Genomic DNA, 25,014 nt, shown 5'->3' with positions numbered 1-25,014 from the left:
ATCTTACTATGCTTTCCTTTTTGGCTTCTTTCCTTCAATGTTTTCTTCTGCACGGTCTATTGAATGCGAGGTATGGATATCCTCGTCATTTTCACATTCCGAAGAAATTTTCTCATAAAATGTATGTAACGTATCGATGTCTTCTTCATCCATATCTTCCACATCCACAAGCCTGTTACTTGCTTCTTTGCTGGCCGCAATCAGTTCGTTTAATTTTAATTGAATAGCTTTGGAATCTTTGTTTTGAGATTTCTGGATAACAAAAACCATCAGAAAAGTAATGATTGTTGTACTTGTATTGATAACCAATTGCCAAGTGTCCGAATACTTGAAAACAGGTCCGCAAATTAACCAGACTACAATCATCCCTGTTGCAACACCAAAGGCATAAGAGCTACCTGACCATTGCGTCACTTTATCTGCAAGCCATTCAAATTTATTTTTCTTCTGCTCCATATCATTCTTTTTATGCAGGATTATTTCTTTGCTGTTCAAATTCCCAAACCCTATGATTGGCAACAGCTTTTATAAATAATTTATCACTATTTTTTTCCGTGGCGTGAATAATGGCAGAATCTTCGTGCTGTTTCAGACTGATGTTACTTTCGATATAAATCTGATCCGTATCCGAACCGAAATAGATCGCTTTACAATGTTTGTAAGCCTCGTTCACAAAGAGTAATGTTCCAGCTTTGTTTTCCGGATTGAGTAGATTTTTTGCTGACTCTTTTCCACCACAGATATACAACGCATCGAAACAAACACTGGCAGTACTGGTCAAAGAATGCTTAGGTTCGAAAACCGTTCCGTCATCCGCATTTACAGGCGCAAGACTTCCGGAAACTATCTGAATCACAGCACCTTCTTTTTCTAATTTAGATTGTAATTGATTCACTTCTTTTCCATTCACGCCCTGCTCCATAATAAAACCGATAATTCTGCTTTTAATGGTATCTTTAATAGTATTAGCCATACTCAGAGCTTCGGAACTTGGAATACTCGGTTCTCTTTCTTTGCTCTGTAAAGTTTTTGGATCAGCATCTGCAGGAATACTGCCGTTAGGTTGTTTTAATTTGATCACATCAACACCCACTTTTTTGGCTACAACTGAAGCTAATTCCTTATTAATAAATAACAACTGTCCCACCAGTCTTTCTCTGATCGCGGGAATTGTTACTTTGGATAATTCAAAAATCAATGCATTTTGAAGATGAACTTTTTCCGGCTCGGATTGGCTGCTATAAAATAATTTGGCCTGAGAATAATGATCTACAAAACTCTGGCTTCTTGCACGGACTTTGTGTCCATCTACACGCTCAGCTTGTGATACAAATCCGCCTTCTTTCATCATTGCCTGGAAAGGACATCCGCCACCGATAGAATTCGGTTCGTAGCTGACCTTGCCTTTAACAATCTGTTGTCGCATGTGGCCGTCCCGTTGGTTGTTATGAACCGTATTAATCGATCTGTTGATTGGAATTTCGTGGAAATTTGGTGACCCCAATCGTGATAACTGAGTATCGGTATAAGAAAATAGCCGACCCTGTAATAATGGATCATTACTGAAATCGATTCCCGGAACCAGATGTCCCGGATGGAAAGCCACCTGCTCTGTTTCAGCAAAAAAATTATCTGGATTTTTATTAAGGGTTAATGTTCCTATAATCTGAACGGGAACCAATTCCTCAGGAACAATCTTAGTTGGATCGAGAAGATCAAAATCAAAATCATTTTCGTTCTCTTCAGGAATTAATTGTACTCCAAAATCCCATTCGGGGAAAGCACCATTTTCTATAGCTTCCCAAAGATCTCTCCGGTGAAAGTCAGGATCTTTACCTGAAATTTTCGTGGCTTCGTCCCAAGCGACGGAATGAACACCAAGCTTTGGTTTGAAATGAAACTTCACAAAATGAGAATCGCCTTCACTATTGATAAATTTGAAAGAATGAACGCCAAAACCTTCCATCATCCTGTAGCTTCTTGGGATCGCTCTATCACTCATGAGCCACATAATCATATGCATACTTTCCGGCATCAATGAAATAAAATCCCAAAACGTATCGTGGGCAGAAGCAGCCTGCGGTATTTCGTTATCAGGTTCCGGCTTAACCGCGTGAACAAGATCCGGAAACTTAATCGCATCCTGAATAAAAAACACAGGCATGTTGTTCGCTACCAGGTCATAATTACCTTCTTCCGTATAGAATTTAACCGCAAATCCCCTAACATCTCTTGCCAGATCTGTACTTCCTCTGAATCCCGCAACTGTGGAAAATCTCACAAAAACCGGTGTCTCCTTTCCTTCTTCTGTTAAAAATTTGGCTTTGGTATATTTTTCCAGACTTTGATTTAGCTTAAAAACACCGTGAGCTCCGGAACCTCTGGCATGAACAATTCTCTCCGGAATTCTTTCATGATCAAAATGAGTAATTTTTTCTCTGAGAATAAAGTCTTCCAACAAACTTGGCCCCCGCTCTCCTGACTTGAGAGAATCCTGATTATTATTAATTCTGAGGCCTTGATTGGTGGAAAGTTTTTCTCCTTCATTATCAGTAATATGATCCTGAAGTTTTTGCAACTTTACATTTTTGTGCGAATTATTTTCTTTCATGATGTTGGAATTATTTGAAAATACAGATTACAAAAACCATTCCAACAAATTGATTATCAATTAGTTATAGTTAAACCAAAAATACCTTGCTACAAAAATAGCAAGGTTGGTAAGTAAAAAATTCTATAAAAAATATAATTTTATCGCCTCTGAACAGAATCTCTTTTCAAAGATGCAGTGTCTCTTGTTGAAGAATTATTAGCAACACTGTCAGTAGCAGAATTATTGTTTTGAGAAGATACAATCACAGAATCCGACGCAGTGTTATCTACAGAGATGGAATCGCTTTTATAAACTTCGGCAGATTTGTTATCCTTACAACTGAACAGAAGCACAATTGTTCCAGATAAAATCATTTCTTTCATAATATTTATTTTTTGGTAATCCAAAGTTATACAGAAGTTTACCCAAAAAATTATGACCTGAATCATAAAAAATAAAATATTCCACCCCCAAAAAAATAATATTTGAGGGCATTATAATTGTTGTAACAAAATAAAAATATTACAAAATGGACAATCAAAAAATTATCAGTATCCTGAATAACCTTCTTCATATTGCCAATGACAGACTGGAAGGTTTTGAGAAAGTAGAAGGTAAAATATGGGAAATGAACCACGACTTGCAGGATTTTTATGAACATATGACTTCTCAAAGCAAAATCATGAAAAATCAGCTAATTAATCTTATATCTGAAAAAGGTGGTAAACCCGATGATTCAACATCTGTTGCCGGAGGATTTCACCGTGCATGGATCGACATCAAAAATGTCTTTCTGCTGGGCAGTCTTGAAAGCTCTACCCTGGAAAACGTTTTATTTGGAGAGAACGCAGCAATACAGGCTTATCAGGAAGCATTGGACAGTGGCGACCTGGACGATAAAAGCGCAGAAACAGTTGCAGAACAATTAAAAACCATCAAAGACTACACGCATCAGTTTAAAGGTGTTCTTGATAATAAAAGAGACGCAAGATTATAATTAACTTTTTCTTAATATTAAAATGCCGGTGAGGAATAGTATTTGGATTGATGCGTTCGAAAAAAAATAAATTATGAATTATTTTGATCAATAAATCAGAAGAATCTATTTCGTCGATGGAAAAATCGGCCTGATAAAATTGTCATGGAAACTACTTCTTTTTGGTATTTTTAATTTCCCTTTGCTTGTTTTCTGGCTGTTATGGAAAGGCTTGTGGTCATAATTCACCTCTACAATCATTCAATCTGTTTTAGCAGAACGTCGTAATCCTCGATGGAATTCAACCTCACTCCCGTATCAAGAATGAGTGAACAACCACGATTTGAGTTTCCGGGATTGATGTAAACAATATGCGAAACATTAACCAGAACGAAAGTATTGGGCGCAGTAAAAACCTTAATAAACATATCAATAATATTTGGGGTTTCAGGATTTTTAGAAAAATTATTTTTTTGAGGGATCAATGATCATACGCAGGGGCTGATCCTTTGTAATGTAGGAATTAAGCCAGTTAAAGAAAGTTGTTATTTTATTTCTTACATTGATCAATGACATAAGATGTACGAATATCCAGATCAGCCATGCAAAAAAACCATTAAAATGTTTAAACAGCCCGGGAAGATCTGCAACAGCTCTGTTTCTTCTGATGATAGCCATAGATCCTTTATCATTATATATAAATGGTTTTCTTCCTTTTCCTTGATGCTTAGCAATAATATTCCTAGCCAGCAATTTGGCCTGTTGAATTGCAACCTGCGCCAATTGAGGATGTCCTTGCAGAAATGCAGGATCTGAGGTCATAATACAAGTATCTCCTATGGCATAGATTTCAGTTGCGCCAATCACCTTATTAAAAGAGTTTACAATCAGGCGGTTTCCTTTTCCGTATGATTCTTCAGGAATACCATTGAACTTCTGCGCTGTAACACCAGCCGTCCAAATGAGATTCTCACTTGGTATGGATGTTCCATCAGCCAGATGAACGACACCATCAATATAATCTTTTACAACTTGTCCCAATTTTACTATAACGCCACTGCCCTCAAGAGTTTTGCGGGCATATTGCTGAGATTCCTTACTCATAGGTGCAAGAATATTCGGTAAACCATCAATCAAGTAGATGTTAAATGCTGCATTCTTCAGTTCAGGATAATCTTTAAATAAAATATCCTTTCTTAACTCACTGAGCATGCCAGCCACCTCAACACCAGTCGGTCCGCCTCCAGCGATGACAAAGGTTGTAAGCTTAGCTCTCAATTCTTCATCAGATATTTTGGAAGCTTTTTCCAATCTCTCCAGGATTTTGTTTTTGAGATTAATTGCATCTGAAATGGTTTTCATGGGAAGCGCATTTTCCTGGATGCTTTTGTTGCCAAAATAGTTTGTAATCGTACCAGTTGCAAGAATCAGTTTCGTATAAAAGACCTCGCCGCAATTCAAAATAATTTTATTATCTCCCGGAACAATCTCTTGCAATTCTCCCATAATAAAGGAAAACTTTTTTTCTGACCTAAAGTGCTTTCTGAATGGATAACTAATATTAGAAACATCCAAAAAGCCTGTTGCCACCTGATATAACAATGGTGGAAAAAAATTATAATTATTCTTGTCCACCAGGATAACTGATGCATCATATTCCGATTTCAGCAAACGTTCAGCCAACTCTATGCCGGCAAAACCGCCGCCTATAATTACGATAATTTGTTGATCTTTCATTTTTTTAAATATTATATAAATCAACATTCACAAATCAAGCCATTTGTTCGATCAAAGAATGATATTAACAACCGAGAGCAATCATACATCCGTCACTTGTTCAGACATGACATCCGTCATCTATTTTTATTGAATCTTCAATAATTTAACATTTTTTATAGATAATCAAAAATATAGACACTGACTTTCATCAGTATTTATTAACCTAACAAATGTCATTTCTGATTTTTTGTTATCAATTATGAATAAAGAGCTTTTTATCATCAATCAAATAAATTGAAATAAGATAAAATCAATAAGTATTATTTAAAATATTTATCGATTTAATAACCGAAGTCATTGATAAGATTTTTGTCATAATAAAAAAATAGCAATATAATTAACACAATTATACCTTTGTCCTATCAATAATGAAATATAATTAATTATAACAATTAAAAATTACGAAAATGAAAACAATGAAAAATCTAATCAAAATGACATTGGCAATTGGAACATTATGTTTAACGCAATTATCAAATGCTCAAAAATTATCCTCCCAAAGTTCTAATATAAAAATTGATGGGACTTCTACTTTGCATGATTGGAGTATGGCTTCGGCTCAGGCTACATTTTCCGGGAACGCGAGCGGATCAACAATCAGTGATGTAAAGTTTGTGATGAAAACAACTTCTCTTAAAAGCAAAGAATCTGCAATGGACAAAAATGCTTATAAGTCCTTAGAATCGGGTAAATATCCAGACATCACTTTTACAACTGCATCACTTCCAGCAAGCGGAACAGCAACAGTCAGCGGTAACTTAACCATTACAAATGTTACAAAAGCCATCAAATTCCCGGTAACTGTAACCAAAAGTGGAAATACCTACATTATCAAAGGTAGCACAAAATTAAAAATGTCCACTTTCGGCATCAAGCCACCAAGCTTTATGATGGGAACCATTAAAACAGGTGACGAGATCAATATTAACATCAACATCAGTGCAACAAATTAATTCTATAAATATTTAAATTCTGTTATCATGAAAAGAAATCTATTAAAAGCCGGCCTAATCGCTGCTTTAGCAATCTCAAACTTAGGTATTGCACAGGAACACCAATTAGATAACTTCAATCCCAGCGACAAAAGATCTATCAATGCTTTTGAACCAAAAAAGGATTCAGTAACAACTTTTGATCATTTACGAGTTAAAGTAGGCGGTGCATTTGCATTACAATTCCAAGGACTTAGTCACGAAAATACCGCAACTCCCGTTATTGTTAATGGTGTTAATCAAAATCAGTTATATAAAATCAGCAACAACTTCAATCTTCCAACAGCCAACTTAGATATAGATGTTGCTTTATACGATGGTGTTAATTTGCACTTGAGAACTTTCCTATCTTCCCGACACCACAATGAGACTTATGTAAAAGGAGGATATTTACAAATTGATAAGTTAGACTTCATACAAAAAGACTTCCTTAAAGATTTTATGAAGTATGCAACGATCAAAGTAGGGCAAGATGAACTTAACTACGGTGATGCGCACTTCAGAAGAACAGACAATGCCTATTCACTTACCAACCCATTTATAGCAGGAAATCTTTTGATGGATGCTTATGCTACTTTTCCTTTCATGGAAGTGTATTATAGAAGAGACGGTTTCATAGGAATGATTGGAGCTTCAAACGGAAGACTGAACCAGACCGCAACCAGCGGAACAGCGCCTTCACTTTATGCAAAAGTAGGTTACGATAAACAAATCAATCAGGATCTCAGAGTAAGATTAACCGGATCTATCTATAATAATGCTAACAGTTCAAGGTTAGATTTCTACAACGGAGACAGAGCCGGATCCAGATACTATTTTGTAATGGAAAACACGGCAGCAACCGGCGCAAGCAGCTTAAATTCAGCAAAAGTAGTTCCGGATTTTGTCAATAAAATGACAGCAGTTATGATCAACCCTTTCGTCCGTTACAAAGGATTAGAATTCTTCGGAACTTATGAAACAACATCTGGTAGAAACCTAGCAGAAACAGACAGAAGAACATACAGTCAATATTCAGGAGAATTACTATACCGTTTTGGAAAAGAAGACAGCTTTTACTTTGGCGGACGATACAACCAGGCTGATGGAAAATTAATCTCAGGAGATAAAATTACCGTTAAAAGATTCAACATTGGTGGTGGCTGGTTTATGACAAAAAACATCTTGGCCAAAGCAGAATATGTTAACCAGAAATACGACGGATACCCCACTACAAGCATCTATAATGGTGGTCAGTTCAAAGGATATGTAATAGAAGCAGCCATAGCTTTCTAGATATTCAGTTAACAGAAGCAGAGGAAACTCTCGGGTTTCCTCTGTTTTAAAAAATTAAAAAAATGAAACTTCTTTATTTACTTTTCGGTTTTATAACGCTTTTCGCGCAGGCTCAGGAAAATTTTGTTCAGATTAACGGAAGCACCAATGTAAATAAATTTCAATGTGTGAACAACAAATTCAAAGCAGAAACCGGTGTTTACGCCTTCACAGAGAGAAACCTTCCGAATATCATTTTAAAAGTCAATGAGTTCGACTGCGGAAACAAGATGATGACCAAAGATTTTCAGAAAATCCTGAATTCTGAAAAATATCCGAATATGACTATCAAGTTCATCAACTTTACCAAAGTTCAGAAAAATTATATCGCCGTTGTAGAAGTCAAAATGATGAACCAAAGCAAAAGATACAACGTAGAATTTGAAATAGAAAATAATAAATTAATAGGACGCAAGAATGTAAAATTCAGTGATTTCAACATCACGCCACCGAAAAAAATGGGCGGAATGATTGTCGTGAAAGATGACCTGAACCTCGTCTTCAGTTTAGCAACAAAAATTTAAACAAATAACTTTTTCATATAATTAGATTTTTCAGTGTCACGATATCGCGCTAGAAAGATATTGTGAATCGAGGGAACTTGCAGACTCAGCTGTAGGTTCCTTTTTATTTAACTTCACCAAACCATTCATTTGGTTTTGGGCGCTTTATCCGGCTCCGGCTCCCACTTTTTTCTGTCATTGCGAACAAAGTGAAGCAATTTGCAGAACTTTTGTACATCGCAATAACAAAATCTTTGCCTGGACGCGCTTCGCTACTATTGATGATTCAACTTTCAAATCAAACCAATCGCAGACAAATAAAAACTTAATTCTAAAGAAGTTACCATATAAAGTATCGCACAATTTAGCAAACTGTCAGTCTGAGGCTCTCGAAGACAAATAAAAAAATCAATTTCTGAAAGAAATTATCCATCAAAAATTTTCAAAATTTAAAACATTTCAAATTCGTAAATTTGTATTGTGAATATTAATCAAACCGATCTTAACGAATTAGAATTCCCGGAACTTCTTTCGGAAATCGCCCCTTTCGCTTACTCGCCGAAAACGGCAGACCAAATCATGGAACTTCGTCCGATGGAAATAGACGAGGCAGAAATTTCTTTAAAAAAAACCTCAGAATTCCTCACCAGTTTCGAAAGTTCCAACGCCATTCCCTTTGATGAATACGAAGATATCGAAGAGGAACTGAAGCTGATGCCGATAGAAAATTACCGATTAGAGAACAAATCGTTCATCAAAATCAAAACTATAACGGAACAAGTCGGGAAACTGCAGAAGTTCTTTCCACAGTTTGCAGAAAACTTCCCAACATTGTTGGACGAAATCAAAGATCTGGACTTCCGGAAAGAAATCATCGATAAAGTAGACAAAGTGTTCAACCGCTTTGGAGAAGTCAAAAGCGAAGCCTCTACAATTCTGAAAACCTTAAGAACAGAAATCCAACACGCCAGAAAAGCAATTGATGAAAACTTCAATCGCTCCTTGGCAACTTATTCGGATTTTTTGGAAGATATCAGAGAAAGTATTATTGAAGATCAACGTGTTCTAGCTGTCAAATCCGGTTTCAAGAAAAGAGTCAACGGACGTGTTTTAGGTATTTCCAAAACAGGTTCTATCACTTACATTCAGCCGGAAAGTGTGGTGAAACATTATTTCAAACTGAGAGAAAATCAGGAAGAAGAGAAAAAAGAAATCGATAAAATATTACGTCAACTGACTGCGGAATTGGCAGAATTCCAGCCACAACTTTCGGATTATCAAACCTATATTTTCGATTTGGATTTAATTCGAGCCAAAGCTAAATTTGCTGAAAAAGTTAACGGAATTTTACCAAAGATCAACAGACATCAGACCTTACGTTTGAAAGATGCCTTTCATCCATTGCTTTGGATCAGGAATAAAAATGAAAACAAGGAGATTTTTCCGCAAACTTTAACCTTAACAGAACACAACCGAATCATCTGCATCTCAGGACCGAATGCCGGAGGAAAATCCATCACATTAAAAACTGTTGGATTGTTGCAATTGATGATCCAGAGTGGAATTTTAGTTCCTTGTCATCCAAAATCCGAGATGTTTTTCTTTGAAAAGATAATGACAGACATTGGCGATAATCAATCCATAGAAAATCACTTGTCAACTTATTCTTCCCGACTGAAAAAAATGTCCGGAATGATTCGCGAAGCCGACAACAAAACGTTGTTGTTGATTGACGAGTTCGGAACCGGTTCCGACCCGGAATTAGGCGGCGCTTTGGCAGAAAGTTTTATGGAATATTTCTACGACAAGAAAAGTTTCGGAATCATCACAACGCATTACACCAACATCAAATTAGTTGTGGAACAGCTTCCTGCAGCCACCAACGCTGCAATGCTTTTTGATGAGAGAACGCTTGAACCACTTTACAAGCTGGAAATAGGACAAGCCGGAAGTTCTTTTACTTTTGAAGTTGCCGAGAAAAATAAAATTCCGAGATTCATTATCAAGAATGCAAGAAAGAAAGTAGAACACGATATTGTCAACCTTGATAAAACCATTGTGAAACTTCAGCAGGAAAAATTTGAAGTTGAAAAACTGAAATCCAATCTTGCAGAGACTAAAGAATCTGTAGAAGACAAGCGTGATAATCTCCAGAAATTGAATGAACAGCTTCAGCAAAAGTTATTCAATTTTCAAAAGCTATACGAAGAAGAACACAGAAAACTGCAATTTGGAAACAAGATAGAAACGTTCATCGACAGTTATGTAAAAGGCAAATCGAGAAAAGATGTGGTTAAAGATTTCGTGAAAATTCTGGAACAGGAAAAATTCCGAAAATTAGGAACTGACAAAGATGAAACAAAACGTTTGCAGGTGGTGAAACGTAAAATCACACAACAACTTAAGAAAGAAGAGGTTATTGAAAAAATTGCGGAAACCAACGAGAAACTGGAGCAAAAACGCCAAGCCGAACGGGCAGTCTGGATGAAAGTCGGGCAACGCGTCCGGATCGCCGGAAGCACAAGTGTCGGCACTATTGAAAAAATTTCGAAAAACAAAGTCATTGTGAATTACGGAACCTTCAAAACAACGATTGATTCCGGAGAATTGGAGAGAATATAAAAAGCGCAGAAATTCTGCGCTTTTTTCTTTATGAATTGAAATGTTTTTTCACTTCTTCCAGTACCTGTTCTTCGCTTAGTTGCGAATCTGTTCCCAATTTGATATTCAGGTTTTTATACTGAGGCGTTTCCAAAAGATGATTTCTCAATTCTTCCTGAGACGTTCCTGGTCCTGTTATATACAAATCAGTACTGTTTGTAATCAACTTTTCGATTTCTTTGTAGAACTTTGAACGGTTGGTCTGTTCCACATTATGCGCAGCATTCTCGTTGGAGTTGCCATGCTGCACGTCAGCTTTTACAACTTCTCGGACTGCAAAATCTGTCACTTCCTGAGCATTATGATTTGTCACTACGATTGCTTTTCTGCCGTCTATCCAAAGTCCGGCTACTTTTTTATCAGTCATAATTTTTTAATTTGAATCAGATAAATTTCAAGGATTGTGCAAAAGTGATGTTAAGGTAAGTTAAATCTTAATGATGATACACATCCTCATACATCACGCCCGCCTCAATTCTTATTGGTAACTTATTTTCTTCCGGAACAATCGGGCAGTTATAATCGAAAGCATTGTAGGCGCAATACGGTTGATAAGATTGATTAAAATCCAAAACTATTTCGTTTCCAGTCGGGATTTTCAAATCCATATATTTTCCGCCGCCATAAGTTTCTTTCTCATTTGTCAAATCCCGGAAAGGCAAGAAAAGATAATCTTTATATTTTTCCATTTTCATGAGATCCAGACTTTGGTATAAAGTCAATGTGAAAGATTGTCCGTCCAACTCAAAAGTCGCTTTTCCATATTCCTGATATTGTTTGAATTTCCCTGAAGAAGTCGGCAATTCAAATGGAACAGGATTTTCCGTTCTTATAAATTGCGCAGTAACTCTATATTTCAAATTGATTGGAAAGAACGGATGTTTTTTAAATTGCTTAAGGTTATTACCTCGCAAAGGCGTTTCTTTTGGGTTTAGATATTCTGCGTTCAGTTCTTTCTGAAACTTTTTGATTGCCGCAATATTTTCTTTTTCCGTCTGCGCATTTAGAAATACAGATAATATAATGAACAGAAAACTTAATTTTTTCATAGGTTAATTTAATTATTAGGGCAGCTTTATCCACCTTCCGCTCCCAAACCTAACGAAGTGGTTCGGCGTAGTCAATCTTTTCACTTCACTACGTTGCGTAAAAAGGATTTGCGCTCAAGTCGGGCTGCTGTTATTCGCTGGTAATATTCGGATACTATTATTCCTGAGTTTCGTTATCAGAATCCGCAATTATTTTATCAACTTTAGCTTTTTTAGTGTAGAAATATTTATCAAAAGTCGATTTGAAAACCGGAACTTCATCATCTTCACCCATCAGGAATCCCCAGGATTGAAGGCCTTCTACTCTTTCAAAAATGATTTTCAGAATCGCCAAAACCGGAATCGTCAAAAACATTCCTGCAATTCCCCAAAGCATTTCGCCAACTACTAAACCGATAATCACTATCAAAGAATTGATTTTCACTTTAGAACCCACTACTCTTGGCATAATGATGTTTCCGTCAATCGCGTGAATTACAACAATTGCAATCACAATAAACAAAACGTGACTGATTCCCGAGGTTGCAAACGTAATCAAAGCGCCAATCAACAACGCGGTAAAAATTCCGATGTAAGGGAGAATATTAAGGATACCTGTGAGAATGGCGAGCATAAAATTATATTTGACACCAATTATAGTGTAAGCTATAAAAGATAAAATCGTTACAATAATCATCTGCAGAAACAATCCTACAAGATATTTTTTCACCATAAACTGGATATTCTCAACAATCTCGAATACCGTTTTATGATAAGTTTCTGTAAAACTCGCAACTAAGAATTTCAGAAGATGTGTTCTGTACAACAGAAAAAACAAGGTGAATAAGAAGGTAAAAGCTGTCAGCATCAGAACATAGCCAACGGAAGTCAATGTTTTCTCCAGAATTGCCGTTCCTGTACTAATTGACTTTTTCAAGGTATCATTCAGATATTCCAGTTGGTCGTGTCTTCTGACTCCAAAAGTTCTGGAAATCCATCCTTGTAAATTGTCGATCAGATCTATAAACTGTTTTTGAAATTGCGGCCAGTCATTCGCCAGTTTAGCCACTTCCATTGACATCATATAGATCACGCCTCCGATAATAGCCAGAGCCAGAACACTTGCCAATACAGATGACAAGCCTCTGGGAAATCTCAGTTTTGTTTCCATAAAACGGCAAAGTGGTATCAGCAAAATGGCAATAAGCAATCCCAGCACCATCGGCACCAAAATCTGCTGTCCGATAATTGCCAAAAATCCTAAAATAATGATGCTGATAAGAATGCAAGACAGTTTGATGTAAAATGGATAAGTCTGATTCATATGATTAGTTTTTAGAAGTTAGACTGATAATCTTATTGATTTATTTTCCGATGAGAAAAACTGCCGGAATCTTATGCAATTCCGGTTTATTCTTTTTCCAATCAGAGATTGTTTTTGTTTGGATCAATTCGGCTTCCGGGTCGTTGATATTGGCAGCGATACACAATTTCGTATTTGGATTCAGGAATTTGACCAAATCTTCCAAAAGTTGATTGTTACGATAGGGTGTTTCCATAAAAATCTGTGTGAATCCTGTTTTATTAACCACATTTTCCAGGTTCTGAATTTCTTTTTTCTTTTTCTCTTTATCAATAGGAAGATAGCCATGAAAAGAAAACTGCTGACCGTTGAATCCACTTGCTATCAAAGCCAGAACGAAAGAGCTGGGCCCGTTAACAGGAGTCACTTTGATGTTATTATTGTGAGACCAGCCAACCATAATATTTCCCGGGTCACCGATGCAAGGCAAACCGGCTTCCGACAACAATCCGAAATCAACACCTTCTTTCATCAGTTTTTGAGCTTCTTTCAAATCTGCTGTTTCGGAATACTTGTCGAGTAGAAACAATTTGAGTTCTGGCTGTTTTTTTTCCGGCGCAAAAAATTTGATGACTTTTCTGGCCGTTTTTTCGTTCTCCACAAAATAATGATCGACATTCATAATAATGTCTTTGATTGATGGCGCAAAATATTCTATCGGTGAATTTTCTGAAAGATAAGCAGGGAGAAGGTATAGCATTTCTGTCGTATTAATGTAAAATGTATAAAGTATTTACAATTTTTGTCATCAGGTAAGAATTTCAGCATTTCAGATTCCTACGGAAAAACAAAATTATGTTTTTATGTTGACTATTATTTTTATGTTGAATTTGCAGCCCGACTTGAGCGGAAATCCTTTTTTACTCGTAAATTCAGGTTCTATCCTGTTGATAACTTTCTGCAAAAAAGATTGACTACGTCGAACCACTTCGTTAGGTTTGGGAGCGGAAGACGGATTAAGCTGCCAAAATCATTACAAAGTTAATTCAAAACTTCTTTTAACCGGTCTTTGTCCAACCGGTTTTCCCAATTAGAGACGACAACAGTTGCGACGGCATTCCCAATGACATTGGTCAATGCACGGCATTCTGACATGAATTTATCAATCCCGAGAATCAAAGTCATTCCGGCAATCGGAACTTCGGGAACAACTGCCAAAGTCGCTGCCAACGTAATAAATCCTGCGCCTGTAACACCAGCCGCACCTTTTGAACTCAACATTGCCACCAAAAGCAAGCCGAGCTGATGTTCCAGAGTCAAATCGATATTACAAGCCTGCGCAATGAACAGCGCTGCCAAAGTCATGTAAATGTTCGTTCCATCGAGATTGAAGGAATAACCTGTCGGAACGACCAAACCCACAACACCCTTGTCGCAGCCTGCATTTTCCATCTTTCTCATCAGTCCGGGAAGTGCGGGCTCAGAAGAACTTGTTCCTAAAACCAGAAAAATCTCGTCTTTGAGATATCTCAGAAATTTGAAAATATTAAATCCGTTATACCAAGCTACACTTCCCAAAATCAAAATAACAAACAAAGCCGAGGTCACATAAAATGTTCCGACAAGCATTGCCAGATTTTTAAGCGACTCTACACCATATTTGCCAATCGTAAAAGCCATTGCTCCGAAAGCGCCAATTGGTGCCAATTTCATTAAAATTTCTACAACCTTGAAAATCGGAATAGTCAAAGCCTGAAGAAAATCGAAAACCGGATAACTTTTCTCTGAAGTCAACGCCAAAGCGACTCCAAATAAAATTGCAACCAAAAGTACCTGCAAAATGTTATCACCAGTTAACGGACTGAACAAAGTTTCCGGAATAATATTGTAGATAAAACTGACCAAAGAGTTGTCGTGCGCCGCTTTGACGTATTTTTCAACTTCTGCACCATTCAGAGTAGTCGGGTCAATATTAAGGCCTTTTCCCGGCTGAACAATATGGCTGACAATCATACCGATAACCAAAGCTAAAGTTGAAAATGTGAAAAAATAAATGAATGCTTTACCAGCTACTCTGCCCACTTTTTTGAGGTCGCTCATTCCGGCAATTCCTGTGGAAACAGTCAAGAAAATAACCGGCGCAATAATCATTTTGACCAGCTTGATAAAGCCTTCGCCGAGAGGTTTCATTTTTTCACCCAAATCGGGATAAAAATAGCCGAGAGAAACACCGAAAACAATCGCAATCAGCACCTGAATATAAAGAAGTTGATAGATTTTTTTCGGTTTTACAGGTTTTTGTTCAATGTCCAAATTCATAAAAAGACTTATCTTACAAATTTAGAATTGTTTGTGACTTATATCATATTTTTCCTGATTTTTTCTGCAATTATTTCGCAGGAATCGTCTAGCATTTTGTAAACTTTATCAAATCCGTCTATTCCGCCAAAATATGGGTCCGGAACTTCTAATTCATTATCGAGGATTAATCTAATTTTGTGCTTTTGAGAATCGTCAGCCATTTTCAGAACATCTTTGTAATTGTTCTTATCCATACAGAAAATCAAATCAAACTCATCCAAATCCGACTTTTTGATCGGTCTTGATTTTTGCATCGAGATATCAATTCCGTTTTTGAAAGCAGTTTTTACAGAACGCTCATCCGGACCACTTCCTTCGTGGTAATTGATGGTTCCAGCGCTGTCAACAAAATAACTATCATCAAGTTTAGATTTTAAAATCCCCTCTGCTAAAGGACTTCTGCAAATATTTCCGAGGCAGACCATTAGTATTTTCATTGTAAAAATATAGATTATTGTTCCAAAGCTCAATTTATCAATTTTAGAATTTAATCCCAAAAATTATGACTAATAAAATATTAATCGTAATATTGCAATATTAAATTAATAAAAATGGGTGCCACCAAAACTGAACATTTCACAGCACAACAAAACAAAATTGCCATTATTGCCAAAGCACTTGGACATCCTGCGAGAATTGCTATTATCGAGTATCTAATTAAAGTCAACGAATGCATCTGTGGCGATATTGTGAATGAACTTCCGCTTGCACAACCAACTGTTTCCCAACACCTTAAAGAATTAAAAAATGCAGGCATTATCAAAGGAAATGTTGAGGGAAATTCAATATGTTATTGTATTGACGAAAAGACGATTGAAGTAATCAACTCTTATTTTTCACAAATCATCGAAACCGTTTCTAAAGGAAAATGTTGCTAGGCATCTTTTTTTGAAAACAAATATCGCAATATTGCAATAAAACAGAATAATGTATATAAAAGCTTATTAATATGACTCTTAATCAAATCAAAGAGATTCTACCAACATTGGAAAATGTAGAATTTCAATTGGAAAACGGAACTTTCGTGCCCGAACATTTTCATGTCACAGAAGTAGGAATCATCCATAAAAACTTCATTGATTGTGGCGGAACTATCCGAAATGAGAAGGTTGTAAATTTTCAACTTTGGAATGCGAATGATTATGAACATCGCTTAAAACCGAATAAATTACTCAATATCATCCAGCTTTCCGAAGAAAAACTAGGAATAGAAAATGCAGAAATCGAAGTGGAATATCAGAGCGAGACTATCGGAAAGTATGATTTGGAATTCAACGGTAAGAATTTTATTTTGAAAAATAAAACAACAGCTTGCCTGGCTCAGGATGTTTGTGGGATTCCTGCAGAAAAACAAAAGTTAAATCTTGCATCACTATCTAACAAGCAATCTTGTTGTACTCCAGATTCTGGATGTTGCTAGGATTAAATTCAAAAAAAATCATGAATAAAAAAATCTTATTACTTTGTACAGGAAATAGCTGTAGAAGTCAGATTGCGGAAGGTTATCTGAGATATTTCGCCAATGGGAAAGCAGACATCTTCAGTGCTGGTATAGAAACACATGGCGTGAATCCGAAAGCAATTGCGATAATGCAAGAAGAAGGAATCAACATTTCTAGTCAAACGTCCAATAAAACAGAAGAATATCAAAACATAGATTTTGATTTTGTAATTACTGTTTGTGACAATGCAAAAGAACACTGCCCGCACTTTACTTCAAATGCTAAAAAGTTACACTATAATTTTCCGGACCCGGCGAAAGCTATTGGGACTGACGAAGAAATCATGGCTGAGTTCAGAAAAGTCAGAGACCAAATAAAACAATATTGCTTTAAATTTGTGGAAGAAAATCTTTAATGAAATACAAAGTGTCTCCCTTAGAACCGAAACACAAGAACGAAGTTTTGGAAATCTACAAATTGGGAATCGAAACCAAAAATGCGACTTTCAATACTGTTGTTCCAACTTGGGAAGAATGGGATAAAGGTCATCTTCAGCATTCAAGATTGGTGATAGAAACTGATGATAAAATTGTTGGCTGGATAGCTCTAAGTCCTGTGTCATCAAGATGCAATTATAATGGCGTTGCAGAGGTTAGTGTTTACATTCATCCAGATTTTAGCAGATTAGGTCTTGCGTCGGAATTAATGGAAAAGATGATTTCTGAAAGTGAAAACAATGGAATATGGACATTACAATCCAGTGTTTTCCCAGAAAACGAAAGCAGCATAAAGCTTCATGAAAAGTTTGGATTCAGAGAAGTCGGTTATCGGGAAAAGATTTCCAAAATGGATGGCATCTGGAGAGACACAATTCTCTTGGAAAGACGAAGTCTGAAAATATCATAAATAAAAAAGTCTGAAAAAAATTTCAGACTTTAAATCTTATTGGGCAATTTTTTCTTTCAGATCTTTGATATACTTCTTCAACTCCTTATCAATTTTGGAAACATCCCTAATTGTATCGCAGGCATACATTACCGTCGAATGATCTTTTCCACCCATTTCCTCACCGATTTTAGTAAACGTCGCATTGGTATATTCTTTAGCAAAATACATAGCCAGTTGTCTTGGCAAAGCGATTTCTCTTTTTCTTGTTTTGGATAACAGCTGCTCTCTCTGAATTCCGAAATAATCGCAAACAATCTCCTGAATATAAGGAATATTGATGGTTTTTTTCTGAGTAGTTGCTAACTTATTGATCGTATCTTTTAAAAGATCAAGACTGAAATCAGATTTATAAACGGTTGAGTAAGCAATTACTGCATTTACAACACCGATCAGTTCTCTTACGCCGTTGGTTTTAACTTCCGAAGCCAGATAATCCAGCATATCATCCGTTAATTCGATACCGTCACGGCTTAATTTATCAACGATAATTTTTCTTCTCGTCTCGAAATTAGGGGATTTGATTTCTGCAGAAAGTCCCCACTTGAAACGGGAAATAATTCTTTCCTGAGTATCCAAAATATCAGCCGGCGCTTTATCAGAAGTGAGGATAATCTGTTTCCCGTTCTGATGAAGGTAATCGAAAATATGGAAGAAGCTGTCCTGAGTCGCAGCTTTTCCGGAAAGGAACTGGATATCATCGATAATCAAAACGTCAATCATCTGATAATAATTCTGGAAATCCGTTTTGTTTTGAGACTTAGCCGCTTTTACAAAATCCTGAATGAATTTTTCTGAAGATTGGTAAAGAACCACTTTCTCCGGAAAAGATGCTTTCACTTCCAGTCCAATTGCTTGTGCCAAATGCGTTTTCCCAACACCATAGCCACCGTAAACAAACAATGGATTGAAAGCTGTTGAGCCTGGTCTTTTTGCAATCGATTTCGCAACGGTACAGGCAAATTTGTTACTCTCTCCTTCTACAAAGTTATCAAAAGACTGATCCGCTTTCAGGTTAGAATCAATATTGATTTTTTTGATTCCCGGAACTACAAACGGATTAATGTTGTTTTCCTTGATAACCGGTCTTGCTTCCTGGATTTTTGGTGCCTGTGTGGAAATCCCTTTTACATTGACTGTAATTGGCTTCTCTTTTCCTGCAGGCTTGTTTTCCATTACAGAATACCACAACTTCACCCCTTTACCGATATTTTTTTTAAGCGCAGCAGACAGTAAAGACAAGTAATTGTCCTCGATATATTCTTTGTAAAAATCACTAGGAACAAGCAACGTAAGATTATTGTTCACCAAAGAAATTGGCTGAACTTTATCAAATAATAAGTCGAAAGAATTCTCTAACTTTTTGAGGTCTGTATTATCCTCCGCTGCGTTTAGATTATCCCGCATAAACTGGATGCATCTATCCCAGATCAATACTAAATTTTCATTCATTTTGCTGCTGCTATTTCCGGTAAGATTTTAGTTTTTTTAGAAGAAGACAAATATCTAATTATTAATTTTCATAAAAAAATTTTTTAGCTATTGATTATTTAAAAATATATTTGTATGAATTATTAACGACTTAAAATGATACACACAACACACTCAATAAGAGTACGTTACGGAGAAACAGATCCAATGAAATATGTCTATTACGGAAACTATGCAGAATATTTTGAAGTCGCCAGAGTTGAGCTTTTTCGTGAACTCGGGATGTCATATGACGAGATCGAAAAGAGGGGAATTTTCTTACCCGTTTCCGAATATAAAATTAAGTATTTGAAACCAGGACTTTATGACCAGCTTTTGGAAATTCACACCTATGTAAAAAAAATTCCGGGGGTTAAAATTGAATTCGATTATGAAATTTATAATGAAGACAAAATAAAAATCACCGAAGCTTCAACCACACTTTTTTTTCTGGATGCTGAAACCAATAAAATCGTGAGATGCCCTGATTTTTTATTGAGACTGATAGAAAAAAACTGGAAAATATAATTTTGCGTAAAATTTGCATTGCTTCATTAGACATGATAAGTCACAAAAATCAGTAAAGCTTATCCTAATGAAAAAATTAATTTTATTACTCGCCTGCGCATCCTTACTTTCCTGTATAAGAACAGACATGGACCTGAAAACCCTTCAGGACATTATCAGCAAAAGCTATTATACCAATAAGCTGAACATCAATGATGAAATGAAATTTTATCGATCTGATGGGAAAAGAGACATCAATTTTGAAAATTATTTAATCAAAAACAATGCACTGACTTTAGTTTCAGGAGATTTTAACCATGACGGAGAAGAAGATTATATGGCTAATGTCAGCAATAATTTTAATAAAACGTCCATTGTACCTTCACAATATTTTCCTATTATTATAACCTTGAAAAGTGGCAGGTATTTTATATATAAATTAGACAAATTTTTTGATGCAAAATCTGTTGGGGCAAAGATAAACATCCAGGACAAAGATTATATTCTGCTTTTATCCAAAGACCCGGAAAACGAAAACAGGATCACAAAAGACACCTTCAGGTTTGAAAATAATAATATAATGATGTTTGACAAAAACACGATAAAATAAATATATAATGAGGAAACTATTATTAACACATTTAATACTTTTATTCAATCCAATTTTCTCTCAACAAAAAACGTTCTGTAACCCGATCAATATAGACTACGGTTACACACCTTTCGAAGTTTTTTCCAAACAAGGAAAGCATCGTGCAACGGCTGATCCTGTCATTGTCAATTTTCAGAAAAAACTTTTTCTATTTTCTACCAACCAGGAAGGTTATTGGTATTCTGACAATATGTTGGATTGGAAATTTGTCCACAGAAAATTTCTCTTAGATAACAAATACACTCACGACCTGAACGCTCCTGCAGTTTGGGCAATGAAAGATACGCTTTACGTTTTCGGTTCAACCTGGGAGCAGGATTTCCCGATTTGGAAAAGCACCAATCCTACAAAAGACGATTGGAAAATTGCTGTTGACACTTTGAAAGTCGGCGCTTGGGATCCCGCATTTCATTACGATGAGGACAAAAATAAATTATACCTGTATTGGGGTTCCAGCAACGAATGGCCTCTTCTTGGAACCGAAGTCAAAACCAAAACTTTGCAGTCGGAAGGTTTCGTAAAACCTGTCATCAGACTAAAACCTGAAGACCACGGCTGGGAAAGATTTGGAGAATACAATGACAATGTTTTTCTTCAGCCATTTGTGGAAGGAGCATGGATGACCAAATATAAAGACAAATATTATCTTCAATATGGTGCGCCAGCAACGGAATTCAGTGGATATTCTGATGGCGTTTATGTTTCAAAAAATCCATTGGAAGGTTTTGAGTACCAACAACACAATCCTTTTTCCTATAAACCTGGAGGTTTTGCAAGAGGCGCCGGACACGGTGCAACATTTCAGGACAACTTTGGAAACTGGTGGCACATTTCAACCATTTTTATTTCAACAAAAAATAATTTCGAAAGACGATTAGGAATTTGGCCGACCGGATTTGATAAAGATGATGTGATGTACACCAACACTGCTTATGGCGATTATCCAACTTTGTTACCACAATATGCGCAAGGAAAAGATTTTTCAAAAGGATTATTTCCGGGTTGGATGTTGTTGAACTATAACAAACCCGTTCAGGTATCATCGACTCTAGGTGGTTATCATTCTAATTATGCAGTGGATGAGGATATCAAAACTTACTGGTCTGCAAAAACCGGAAATTCCGGAGAATGGTTTCAAACGGATTTAGGAGAAGTTTCCACAATTAAAGCGATTCAGGTGAATTATGCGGATCAGGATGTGGAGTTTATGGGAAAAACATTGGGCAAAATGCATCAGTATAAAATCTATGGTTCTAATGACGGCAAAAACTGGAAAGTGATTGTCGATAAATCTAAAAACCAAACCGACGTTCCTCACGACTACATTGAATTAGAAAATCCTGCAAAAGCAAGATTCCTGAAAATGGAAAACCTGAAAATGCCGACAGGAAAATTTGCTTTAAGTGGATTCCGAGTGTTTGGAAAAGGCGCTGGAACAAAACCCGAAAAAGTTCAAAATTTTGTTCCACTGCGAGCTGACCCGAAAAAATATGGCGAAAGAAGAAGTATTTGGATGAAGTGGCAGCAAAATTCTGATGCAGACGGTTACGTTATCTATTGGGGAAAATCGCCGGAAAAATTATATGGGAGCATTATGGTTTACGGAAAAAACGAATATTTCTTTACCGGCGCAGATAGAACAGATGCCTATTATTTTCAAATTGAGGCCTTTAATGCCAACGGAATCTCTGAAAGAACAGAGGTTATAAAATCAGAATAAATTTTAAAGTTTTACAGACAAAAATTCAAGCTTTCGAAGTCTTTCTTCGAAAGCTTTTTTATTTTTCATGATTATTATTTCGAAATATTAAATTTCCATTAATTCAATGATTTTAAAAATTAGATTAATATTCATTAATAAACTCAAATTTTAAAAGAAAAATACTCAACATTTTTTCATTAATTGAAATAATTTTATAAATTTATAAACAGTAAAAGAATTTAACAGCGAATGGAGTTTTTTCTGACATCAGAAGATAATGATGACCGACCGATTTTTATTACCGGCAATTTTAACAAGTGGAATCCGAAAGATTCAAAATTCAGACTGGAAAAGATGGATGACAACAACTATTACATCAATATTCCTGATGAATTACTAAACGATGAGATAGAATATAAGTTTACAAAAGGTGGCTGGGAAAATGTCGAGATCGACAAATACAACAACATCACACCGAACAGAAAGACAAAAAAAGAGAAAAAGAAAACGCAGGATAAAGTTGAAAAATGGAGACTGAATTGGGGACCTTTCAAAAAAGAATTTTTCCCGATTACGGAATTGGTTGATGATGCATTCTATATCCCACAGCTTGATAAGACCAGAAAAGTCTGGGCGCTTTTGCCTTATGATTATTATGATTCTGAGAAGAATTATCCGGTTTTGTATTTGCAGGATGCACAGAATTTATTTAATGACGGTTCCGAATTTGGAAATTGGGAAATAGATAAAAAACTGGCTCTTCTTGCAGAATATGGACGGGGCGATTTGATTGTCATTGCAGTAGAACACGGCAACGACGACCGGATCAAAGAATATATTTTTGATAATGAAGATGTCACGAAAAATGCAGAAGGTAAAAAATACCTAAGGTTCATTACTGATACATTGAAACCTTGGATTGATAAAAATTACAGAACGAAAAAAGACAGGGAAAACACGGGAATCGGCGGAAGCTCTTTGGGTGGATTGATTAGCATTTATGGCGGATTTCTTTATCCGGAAGTTTATTCCAAATTGCTGATTTTCTCACCTTCGCTTTGGGTAGAACCGGAAAATAATTTTCCAATGATAAGGTTTGATAACCCCTACAAACTGAAGATTTATCTCTATGGCGGTAAAAAAGAAGGTTCTCGAATGGTGGGAAGAATAAGATTATTTGAAAAAGCTTTGAAAAAAATAACTGCTCAGAAATCCTTCGATTTTGAAGTCAGGACCAATATCAATGACCAAGGAACTCATCAGGAATTTTTCTGGTCGCAGGAATTTCCAAGAGCCGTAGAATGGCTTTTCATAGACAGTCTGGAAAGTCCTGTGAAAGCCAAAAATGAATTAGAAAAGAACGAAGCAAATGATTAAAATTTACAATAAAAAAGAATCAACAACTCAAAACATATATCTGTTCAGCGAAGACGATTGGGAACAGGAAAAAAACTCACATCCAAATGTTGAATTATTCTTCAATGGAAAAAAGAACGAGGTTTTCATTAAGACCAATTCAGATGAAATCAGTTTTTTCATTGGAATCGGAAAAGACGCAAAAGGATTTGAAATTCAATCCATTGCGAACAAATTCACGAATGATTACAAGAAAAATCTGCAAGCAGTTCCAACTTCAGTTTATTCAAAGTTAGGATTAGATTTAACGGAAGAATTGGTAAAAGGTTTGTTCTTAGGAACTTATCTCTACCCTTTTGAAAAATCTCATCCGTTTTGGCAGGAGAATTTTGAACTTCATTTTGAAAATATTTCTGAGGAAGAAGCGAAGAATTTAGCTTTAAAAACGGAAGCACTTTGCAATGGACAATTCGCTGGAATGGAATGGCTGAACAAACCAGCTAACCATAAAAAAGTGAATCAGATTTCAGATTTCCTGAAATCAACAGCAGAAAAATATGGCTTAAAATATAAAGTCTTCAACAGAGAAGAATCGATCAAAGAAGGTTTAGGCGCATTTGTAGCAGTTAATCAGGGAAGTTCGCAGGAAGCTGCTTTCACCATTTTGGAATACAATTGCGGAAAAGAAAATGTGAAAACTTTCGGTTTAGTCGGAAAATGTGTGTTGTTCGACACAGGCGGAATTTCCATCAAACCATCGGACAATCTGCATTATATGAAAAGCGATATGGGCGGAGCAAGTGCAGTAATCGGAGCTTTGATTACAGCTTCTGAACTTAAACTTCCAGTCAATATCATTGCCATTCTTCCGATTACAGATAATGCTGTTTCGGAAAATGCGTATTTGCCGAGCGATGTTGTAACGGCTTACAACGGAAAAACAATTGAAGTCCTAAACACCGATGCAGAAGGAAGAATGACTCTGGCAGACGGACTTTCTTATTTATCAAAAAACTATAAAACTGATGTTCTAATAGATTTGGCAACGCTCACAGGAAGTTCGGTAAGAATGTTCGGTTACACTTGTGGCGCTTATTTTTCGAACAATGATGAGTTGAAAAAGAAACTGGAAAAATCCGCAGACAAAACCAATCAAAGGCTTTGGAATCTTCCACTTTGGGATATTTGGAAAGATGATTTTACTTCAGATGTAGCAGATTTCAAGAATATTTCGATGAAACCTTTTGGAGACTGCATTATTGCAGGGAAGTTTTTGGAACAGTTTATAGAAGGTCACGAGAATTGGGCGCATCTGGATATTGCCGGCGTCGCATTTGGGAATGTCGGTTATGCAAAGGATAAAGCAGCGACAGGTTACGGCGTTCAGCTTTTATTAGACTTTATAGAAAATTATAATTAAATCATCGGGC

Annotated in this window: 26 protein-coding genes; 14 read left to right on the top strand and 12 right to left on the bottom strand. The window is 36.2% G+C overall.

From position 1 onward, the window contains the following. Nucleotides 1–6 precede the first annotated feature (6 nt). From AC5P2S_RS05200 to AC5P2S_RS05190, 3 genes are all read right to left on the bottom strand, one after another. On the bottom strand, nucleotides 7–456 hold the full coding sequence (locus tag AC5P2S_RS05200; protein ID WP_494556481.1) for a low affinity iron permease family protein: 450 nt from the start codon (nucleotides 454–456) through the stop codon (nucleotides 7–9). 10 nt (nucleotides 457–466) lie between these two features. After that, nucleotides 467–2,611, bottom strand: coding sequence for a catalase (locus AC5P2S_RS05195; RefSeq protein WP_494556480.1), 2,145 nt, complete (start codon nucleotides 2,609–2,611; stop codon nucleotides 467–469). A gap of 140 nt (nucleotides 2,612–2,751) precedes the next feature. Continuing rightward, nucleotides 2,752–2,976, bottom strand: coding sequence for a hypothetical protein (locus AC5P2S_RS05190; protein WP_494556479.1), 225 nt, complete (start codon nucleotides 2,974–2,976; stop codon nucleotides 2,752–2,754). A 146-nt stretch (nucleotides 2,977–3,122) separates the two neighbouring features. Here AC5P2S_RS05190 and AC5P2S_RS05185 point away from each other — a divergent pair, with 146 nt between their 5' ends. Further along, nucleotides 3,123–3,590, top strand: coding sequence for a PA2169 family four-helix-bundle protein (locus AC5P2S_RS05185; protein WP_494556478.1), 468 nt, complete (start codon nucleotides 3,123–3,125; stop codon nucleotides 3,588–3,590). Nucleotides 3,591–3,826: 236 nt separating this feature from the next. On the opposite strand, the gene AC5P2S_RS05180 is transcribed toward AC5P2S_RS05185, so the two are convergent. Then, nucleotides 3,827–3,997, bottom strand: a complete 171-nt coding sequence (locus AC5P2S_RS05180; RefSeq protein WP_283417586.1) for a hypothetical protein — start codon at nucleotides 3,995–3,997, stop codon at nucleotides 3,827–3,829. A gap of 37 nt (nucleotides 3,998–4,034) precedes the next feature. Continuing rightward, entirely contained in the window at nucleotides 4,035–5,306 is a 1,272-nt protein-coding gene (locus AC5P2S_RS05175) for an NAD(P)/FAD-dependent oxidoreductase (protein ID WP_494556477.1), read from the bottom strand. Between the two features lie 458 nt (nucleotides 5,307–5,764). Here AC5P2S_RS05175 and AC5P2S_RS05170 point away from each other — a divergent pair, with 458 nt between their 5' ends. From AC5P2S_RS05170 to AC5P2S_RS05155, 4 genes are all read left to right on the top strand, one after another. After that, a complete protein-coding gene (locus AC5P2S_RS05170) occupies nucleotides 5,765–6,301 on the top strand; it encodes a YceI family protein (RefSeq protein WP_494556476.1) in 537 nt (178 codons plus the stop codon). Between the two features lie 27 nt (nucleotides 6,302–6,328). Continuing rightward, nucleotides 6,329–7,615, top strand: coding sequence for a hypothetical protein (locus tag AC5P2S_RS05165; protein WP_494556475.1), 1,287 nt, complete (start codon nucleotides 6,329–6,331; stop codon nucleotides 7,613–7,615). A gap of 62 nt (nucleotides 7,616–7,677) precedes the next feature. Continuing rightward, nucleotides 7,678–8,178: a YceI family protein gene (locus AC5P2S_RS05160; protein ID WP_283417590.1), complete on the top strand. Its 501-nt coding sequence runs from the start codon at nucleotides 7,678–7,680 to the stop codon at nucleotides 8,176–8,178. A 459-nt stretch (nucleotides 8,179–8,637) separates the two neighbouring features. Next, nucleotides 8,638–10,779, top strand: a complete 2,142-nt coding sequence (locus tag AC5P2S_RS05155; protein WP_494556474.1) for an endonuclease MutS2 — start codon at nucleotides 8,638–8,640, stop codon at nucleotides 10,777–10,779. Between the two features lie 28 nt (nucleotides 10,780–10,807). Here the strand turns inward: AC5P2S_RS05155 and AC5P2S_RS05150 are convergent, their stop codons facing one another. The 6 genes from AC5P2S_RS05150 to AC5P2S_RS05125 form a co-directional block, all read right to left on the bottom strand. Next, the gene (locus AC5P2S_RS05150; RefSeq protein WP_494556473.1) at nucleotides 10,808–11,185 is read right to left on the bottom strand and encodes a hypothetical protein; all 378 of its coding nucleotides are present in this window, start codon (nucleotides 11,183–11,185) and stop codon (nucleotides 10,808–10,810) included. Between the two features lie 67 nt (nucleotides 11,186–11,252). Next, nucleotides 11,253–11,867: a DUF1684 domain-containing protein gene (locus tag AC5P2S_RS05145; protein WP_283417593.1), complete on the bottom strand. Its 615-nt coding sequence runs from the start codon at nucleotides 11,865–11,867 to the stop codon at nucleotides 11,253–11,255. 157 nt (nucleotides 11,868–12,024) lie between these two features. Next, complete coding sequence (locus AC5P2S_RS05140) at nucleotides 12,025–13,170, bottom strand: AI-2E family transporter (RefSeq protein WP_494556472.1); 1,146 nt, start codon at nucleotides 13,168–13,170, stop codon at nucleotides 12,025–12,027. A 40-nt stretch (nucleotides 13,171–13,210) separates the two neighbouring features. Further along, nucleotides 13,211–13,909, bottom strand: coding sequence for an SAM-dependent methyltransferase (locus AC5P2S_RS05135; RefSeq protein WP_494556471.1), 699 nt, complete (start codon nucleotides 13,907–13,909; stop codon nucleotides 13,211–13,213). Nucleotides 13,910–14,190: 281 nt separating this feature from the next. Then, a complete protein-coding gene (locus AC5P2S_RS05130) occupies nucleotides 14,191–15,468 on the bottom strand; it encodes a dicarboxylate/amino acid:cation symporter (RefSeq protein ID WP_283417596.1) in 1,278 nt (425 codons plus the stop codon). A 38-nt stretch (nucleotides 15,469–15,506) separates the two neighbouring features. Further along, a complete protein-coding gene (locus tag AC5P2S_RS05125; protein ID WP_494556470.1) occupies nucleotides 15,507–15,947 on the bottom strand; it encodes a low molecular weight protein-tyrosine-phosphatase in 441 nt (146 codons plus the stop codon). Nucleotides 15,948–16,061: 114 nt separating this feature from the next. Between AC5P2S_RS05125 and AC5P2S_RS05120 the strand changes: the two genes are divergently transcribed. The 4 genes from AC5P2S_RS05120 (at nucleotide 16,062) to AC5P2S_RS05105 (ending at nucleotide 17,858) form a co-directional block, all read left to right on the top strand. Further along, nucleotides 16,062–16,388 carry an ArsR/SmtB family transcription factor gene (locus AC5P2S_RS05120; RefSeq protein WP_283417598.1) on the top strand — a complete coding sequence of 109 codons (327 nt, stop codon included), beginning with the start codon at nucleotides 16,062–16,064 and terminating at the stop codon, nucleotides 16,386–16,388. 71 nt (nucleotides 16,389–16,459) lie between these two features. After that, nucleotides 16,460–16,930 carry a DUF6428 family protein gene (locus AC5P2S_RS05115; RefSeq protein WP_494556469.1) on the top strand — a complete coding sequence of 157 codons (471 nt, stop codon included), beginning with the start codon at nucleotides 16,460–16,462 and terminating at the stop codon, nucleotides 16,928–16,930. Between the two features lie 20 nt (nucleotides 16,931–16,950). Beyond that, the gene (locus AC5P2S_RS05110) at nucleotides 16,951–17,367 is read left to right on the top strand and encodes an arsenate reductase ArsC (RefSeq protein ID WP_494556468.1); all 417 of its coding nucleotides are present in this window, start codon (nucleotides 16,951–16,953) and stop codon (nucleotides 17,365–17,367) included. Continuing rightward, nucleotides 17,367–17,858 (top strand): GNAT family N-acetyltransferase, encoded by a 492-nt coding sequence (locus tag AC5P2S_RS05105; RefSeq protein ID WP_494556467.1) that lies wholly within the window; start codon nucleotides 17,367–17,369, stop codon nucleotides 17,856–17,858. The genes AC5P2S_RS05110 and AC5P2S_RS05105 overlap by 1 nt, the downstream gene beginning before the upstream one ends. Before the next feature lie 36 nt (nucleotides 17,859–17,894). Here AC5P2S_RS05105 and dnaA read toward each other — a convergent pair whose 3' ends face one another. Beyond that, nucleotides 17,895–19,349 (bottom strand): chromosomal replication initiator protein DnaA, encoded by a 1,455-nt coding sequence (gene dnaA / locus AC5P2S_RS05100; RefSeq protein ID WP_283417602.1) that lies wholly within the window; start codon nucleotides 19,347–19,349, stop codon nucleotides 17,895–17,897. A 135-nt stretch (nucleotides 19,350–19,484) separates the two neighbouring features. Here dnaA and AC5P2S_RS05095 point away from each other — a divergent pair, with 135 nt between their 5' ends. From AC5P2S_RS05095 to AC5P2S_RS05075, 5 genes are all read left to right on the top strand, one after another. Next, on the top strand, nucleotides 19,485–19,895 hold the full coding sequence (locus AC5P2S_RS05095; protein WP_494556466.1) for an acyl-CoA thioesterase: 411 nt from the start codon (nucleotides 19,485–19,487) through the stop codon (nucleotides 19,893–19,895). Nucleotides 19,896–19,962: 67 nt separating this feature from the next. Next, nucleotides 19,963–20,484, top strand: coding sequence for a hypothetical protein (locus AC5P2S_RS05090; protein WP_283417604.1), 522 nt, complete (start codon nucleotides 19,963–19,965; stop codon nucleotides 20,482–20,484). Nucleotides 20,485–20,491: 7 nt separating this feature from the next. Beyond that, nucleotides 20,492–22,246, top strand: coding sequence for a discoidin domain-containing protein (locus AC5P2S_RS05085; protein ID WP_494556465.1), 1,755 nt, complete (start codon nucleotides 20,492–20,494; stop codon nucleotides 22,244–22,246). A 231-nt stretch (nucleotides 22,247–22,477) separates the two neighbouring features. After that, complete coding sequence (locus AC5P2S_RS05080; protein WP_494556464.1) at nucleotides 22,478–23,605, top strand: alpha/beta hydrolase-fold protein; 1,128 nt, start codon at nucleotides 22,478–22,480, stop codon at nucleotides 23,603–23,605. Continuing rightward, nucleotides 23,598–25,004 (top strand): M17 family metallopeptidase, encoded by a 1,407-nt coding sequence (locus AC5P2S_RS05075; protein WP_494556463.1) that lies wholly within the window; start codon nucleotides 23,598–23,600, stop codon nucleotides 25,002–25,004. Before AC5P2S_RS05080 ends, AC5P2S_RS05075 begins: the two co-directional genes overlap by 8 nt. Nucleotides 25,005–25,014: the final 10 nt, after the last annotated feature.

The sequence above is a fragment of the Epilithonimonas sp. 33E genome (genome assembly GCF_059372615.1).
This window is presented reverse-complemented; position numbering and strand designations above follow the sequence as displayed.

Bases quoted from the DNA above. Each gene is read 5' to 3' on its own strand.
- dnaA (WP_283417602.1), bottom strand. From the start codon at position 19,349: ATGAATGAAAATTTAGTATTGATCTGGGATAGATGCATCCAGTTTATG.
- AC5P2S_RS05145 (WP_283417593.1), bottom strand. From the start codon at position 11,867: ATGAAAAAATTAAGTTTTCTGTTCATTATATTATCTGTATTTCTAAAT.
- AC5P2S_RS05150 (WP_494556473.1), bottom strand. From the start codon at position 11,185: ATGACTGATAAAAAAGTAGCCGGACTTTGGATAGACGGCAGAAAAGCA.
- AC5P2S_RS05125 (WP_494556470.1), bottom strand. From the start codon at position 15,947: ATGAAAATACTAATGGTCTGCCTCGGAAATATTTGCAGAAGTCCTTTA.
- AC5P2S_RS05190 (WP_494556479.1), bottom strand. From the start codon at position 2,976: ATGAAAGAAATGATTTTATCTGGAACAATTGTGCTTCTGTTCAGTTGT.
- AC5P2S_RS05115 (WP_494556469.1), top strand. From the start codon at position 16,460: ATGACTCTTAATCAAATCAAAGAGATTCTACCAACATTGGAAAATGTA.
- AC5P2S_RS05160 (WP_283417590.1), top strand. From the start codon at position 7,678: ATGAAACTTCTTTATTTACTTTTCGGTTTTATAACGCTTTTCGCGCAG.
- AC5P2S_RS05110 (WP_494556468.1), top strand. From the start codon at position 16,951: ATGAATAAAAAAATCTTATTACTTTGTACAGGAAATAGCTGTAGAAGT.
- AC5P2S_RS05120 (WP_283417598.1), top strand. From the start codon at position 16,062: ATGGGTGCCACCAAAACTGAACATTTCACAGCACAACAAAACAAAATT.
- AC5P2S_RS05135 (WP_494556471.1), bottom strand. From the start codon at position 13,909: ATGCTATACCTTCTCCCTGCTTATCTTTCAGAAAATTCACCGATAGAA.
- AC5P2S_RS05085 (WP_494556465.1), top strand. From the start codon at position 20,492: ATGAGGAAACTATTATTAACACATTTAATACTTTTATTCAATCCAATT.
- AC5P2S_RS05165 (WP_494556475.1), top strand. From the start codon at position 6,329: ATGAAAAGAAATCTATTAAAAGCCGGCCTAATCGCTGCTTTAGCAATC.
- AC5P2S_RS05090 (WP_283417604.1), top strand. From the start codon at position 19,963: ATGAAAAAATTAATTTTATTACTCGCCTGCGCATCCTTACTTTCCTGT.
- AC5P2S_RS05200 (WP_494556481.1), bottom strand. From the start codon at position 456: ATGGAGCAGAAGAAAAATAAATTTGAATGGCTTGCAGATAAAGTGACG.
- AC5P2S_RS05180 (WP_283417586.1), bottom strand. From the start codon at position 3,997: ATGTTTATTAAGGTTTTTACTGCGCCCAATACTTTCGTTCTGGTTAAT.
- AC5P2S_RS05130 (WP_283417596.1), bottom strand. From the start codon at position 15,468: ATGAATTTGGACATTGAACAAAAACCTGTAAAACCGAAAAAAATCTAT.
- AC5P2S_RS05080 (WP_494556464.1), top strand. From the start codon at position 22,478: ATGGAGTTTTTTCTGACATCAGAAGATAATGATGACCGACCGATTTTT.
- AC5P2S_RS05195 (WP_494556480.1), bottom strand. From the start codon at position 2,611: ATGAAAGAAAATAATTCGCACAAAAATGTAAAGTTGCAAAAACTTCAG.
- AC5P2S_RS05105 (WP_494556467.1), top strand. From the start codon at position 17,367: ATGAAATACAAAGTGTCTCCCTTAGAACCGAAACACAAGAACGAAGTT.
- AC5P2S_RS05185 (WP_494556478.1), top strand. From the start codon at position 3,123: ATGGACAATCAAAAAATTATCAGTATCCTGAATAACCTTCTTCATATT.
- AC5P2S_RS05170 (WP_494556476.1), top strand. From the start codon at position 5,765: ATGAAAAATCTAATCAAAATGACATTGGCAATTGGAACATTATGTTTA.
- AC5P2S_RS05075 (WP_494556463.1), top strand. From the start codon at position 23,598: ATGATTAAAATTTACAATAAAAAAGAATCAACAACTCAAAACATATAT.
- AC5P2S_RS05095 (WP_494556466.1), top strand. From the start codon at position 19,485: ATGATACACACAACACACTCAATAAGAGTACGTTACGGAGAAACAGAT.
- AC5P2S_RS05140 (WP_494556472.1), bottom strand. From the start codon at position 13,170: ATGAATCAGACTTATCCATTTTACATCAAACTGTCTTGCATTCTTATC.
- AC5P2S_RS05175 (WP_494556477.1), bottom strand. From the start codon at position 5,306: ATGAAAGATCAACAAATTATCGTAATTATAGGCGGCGGTTTTGCCGGC.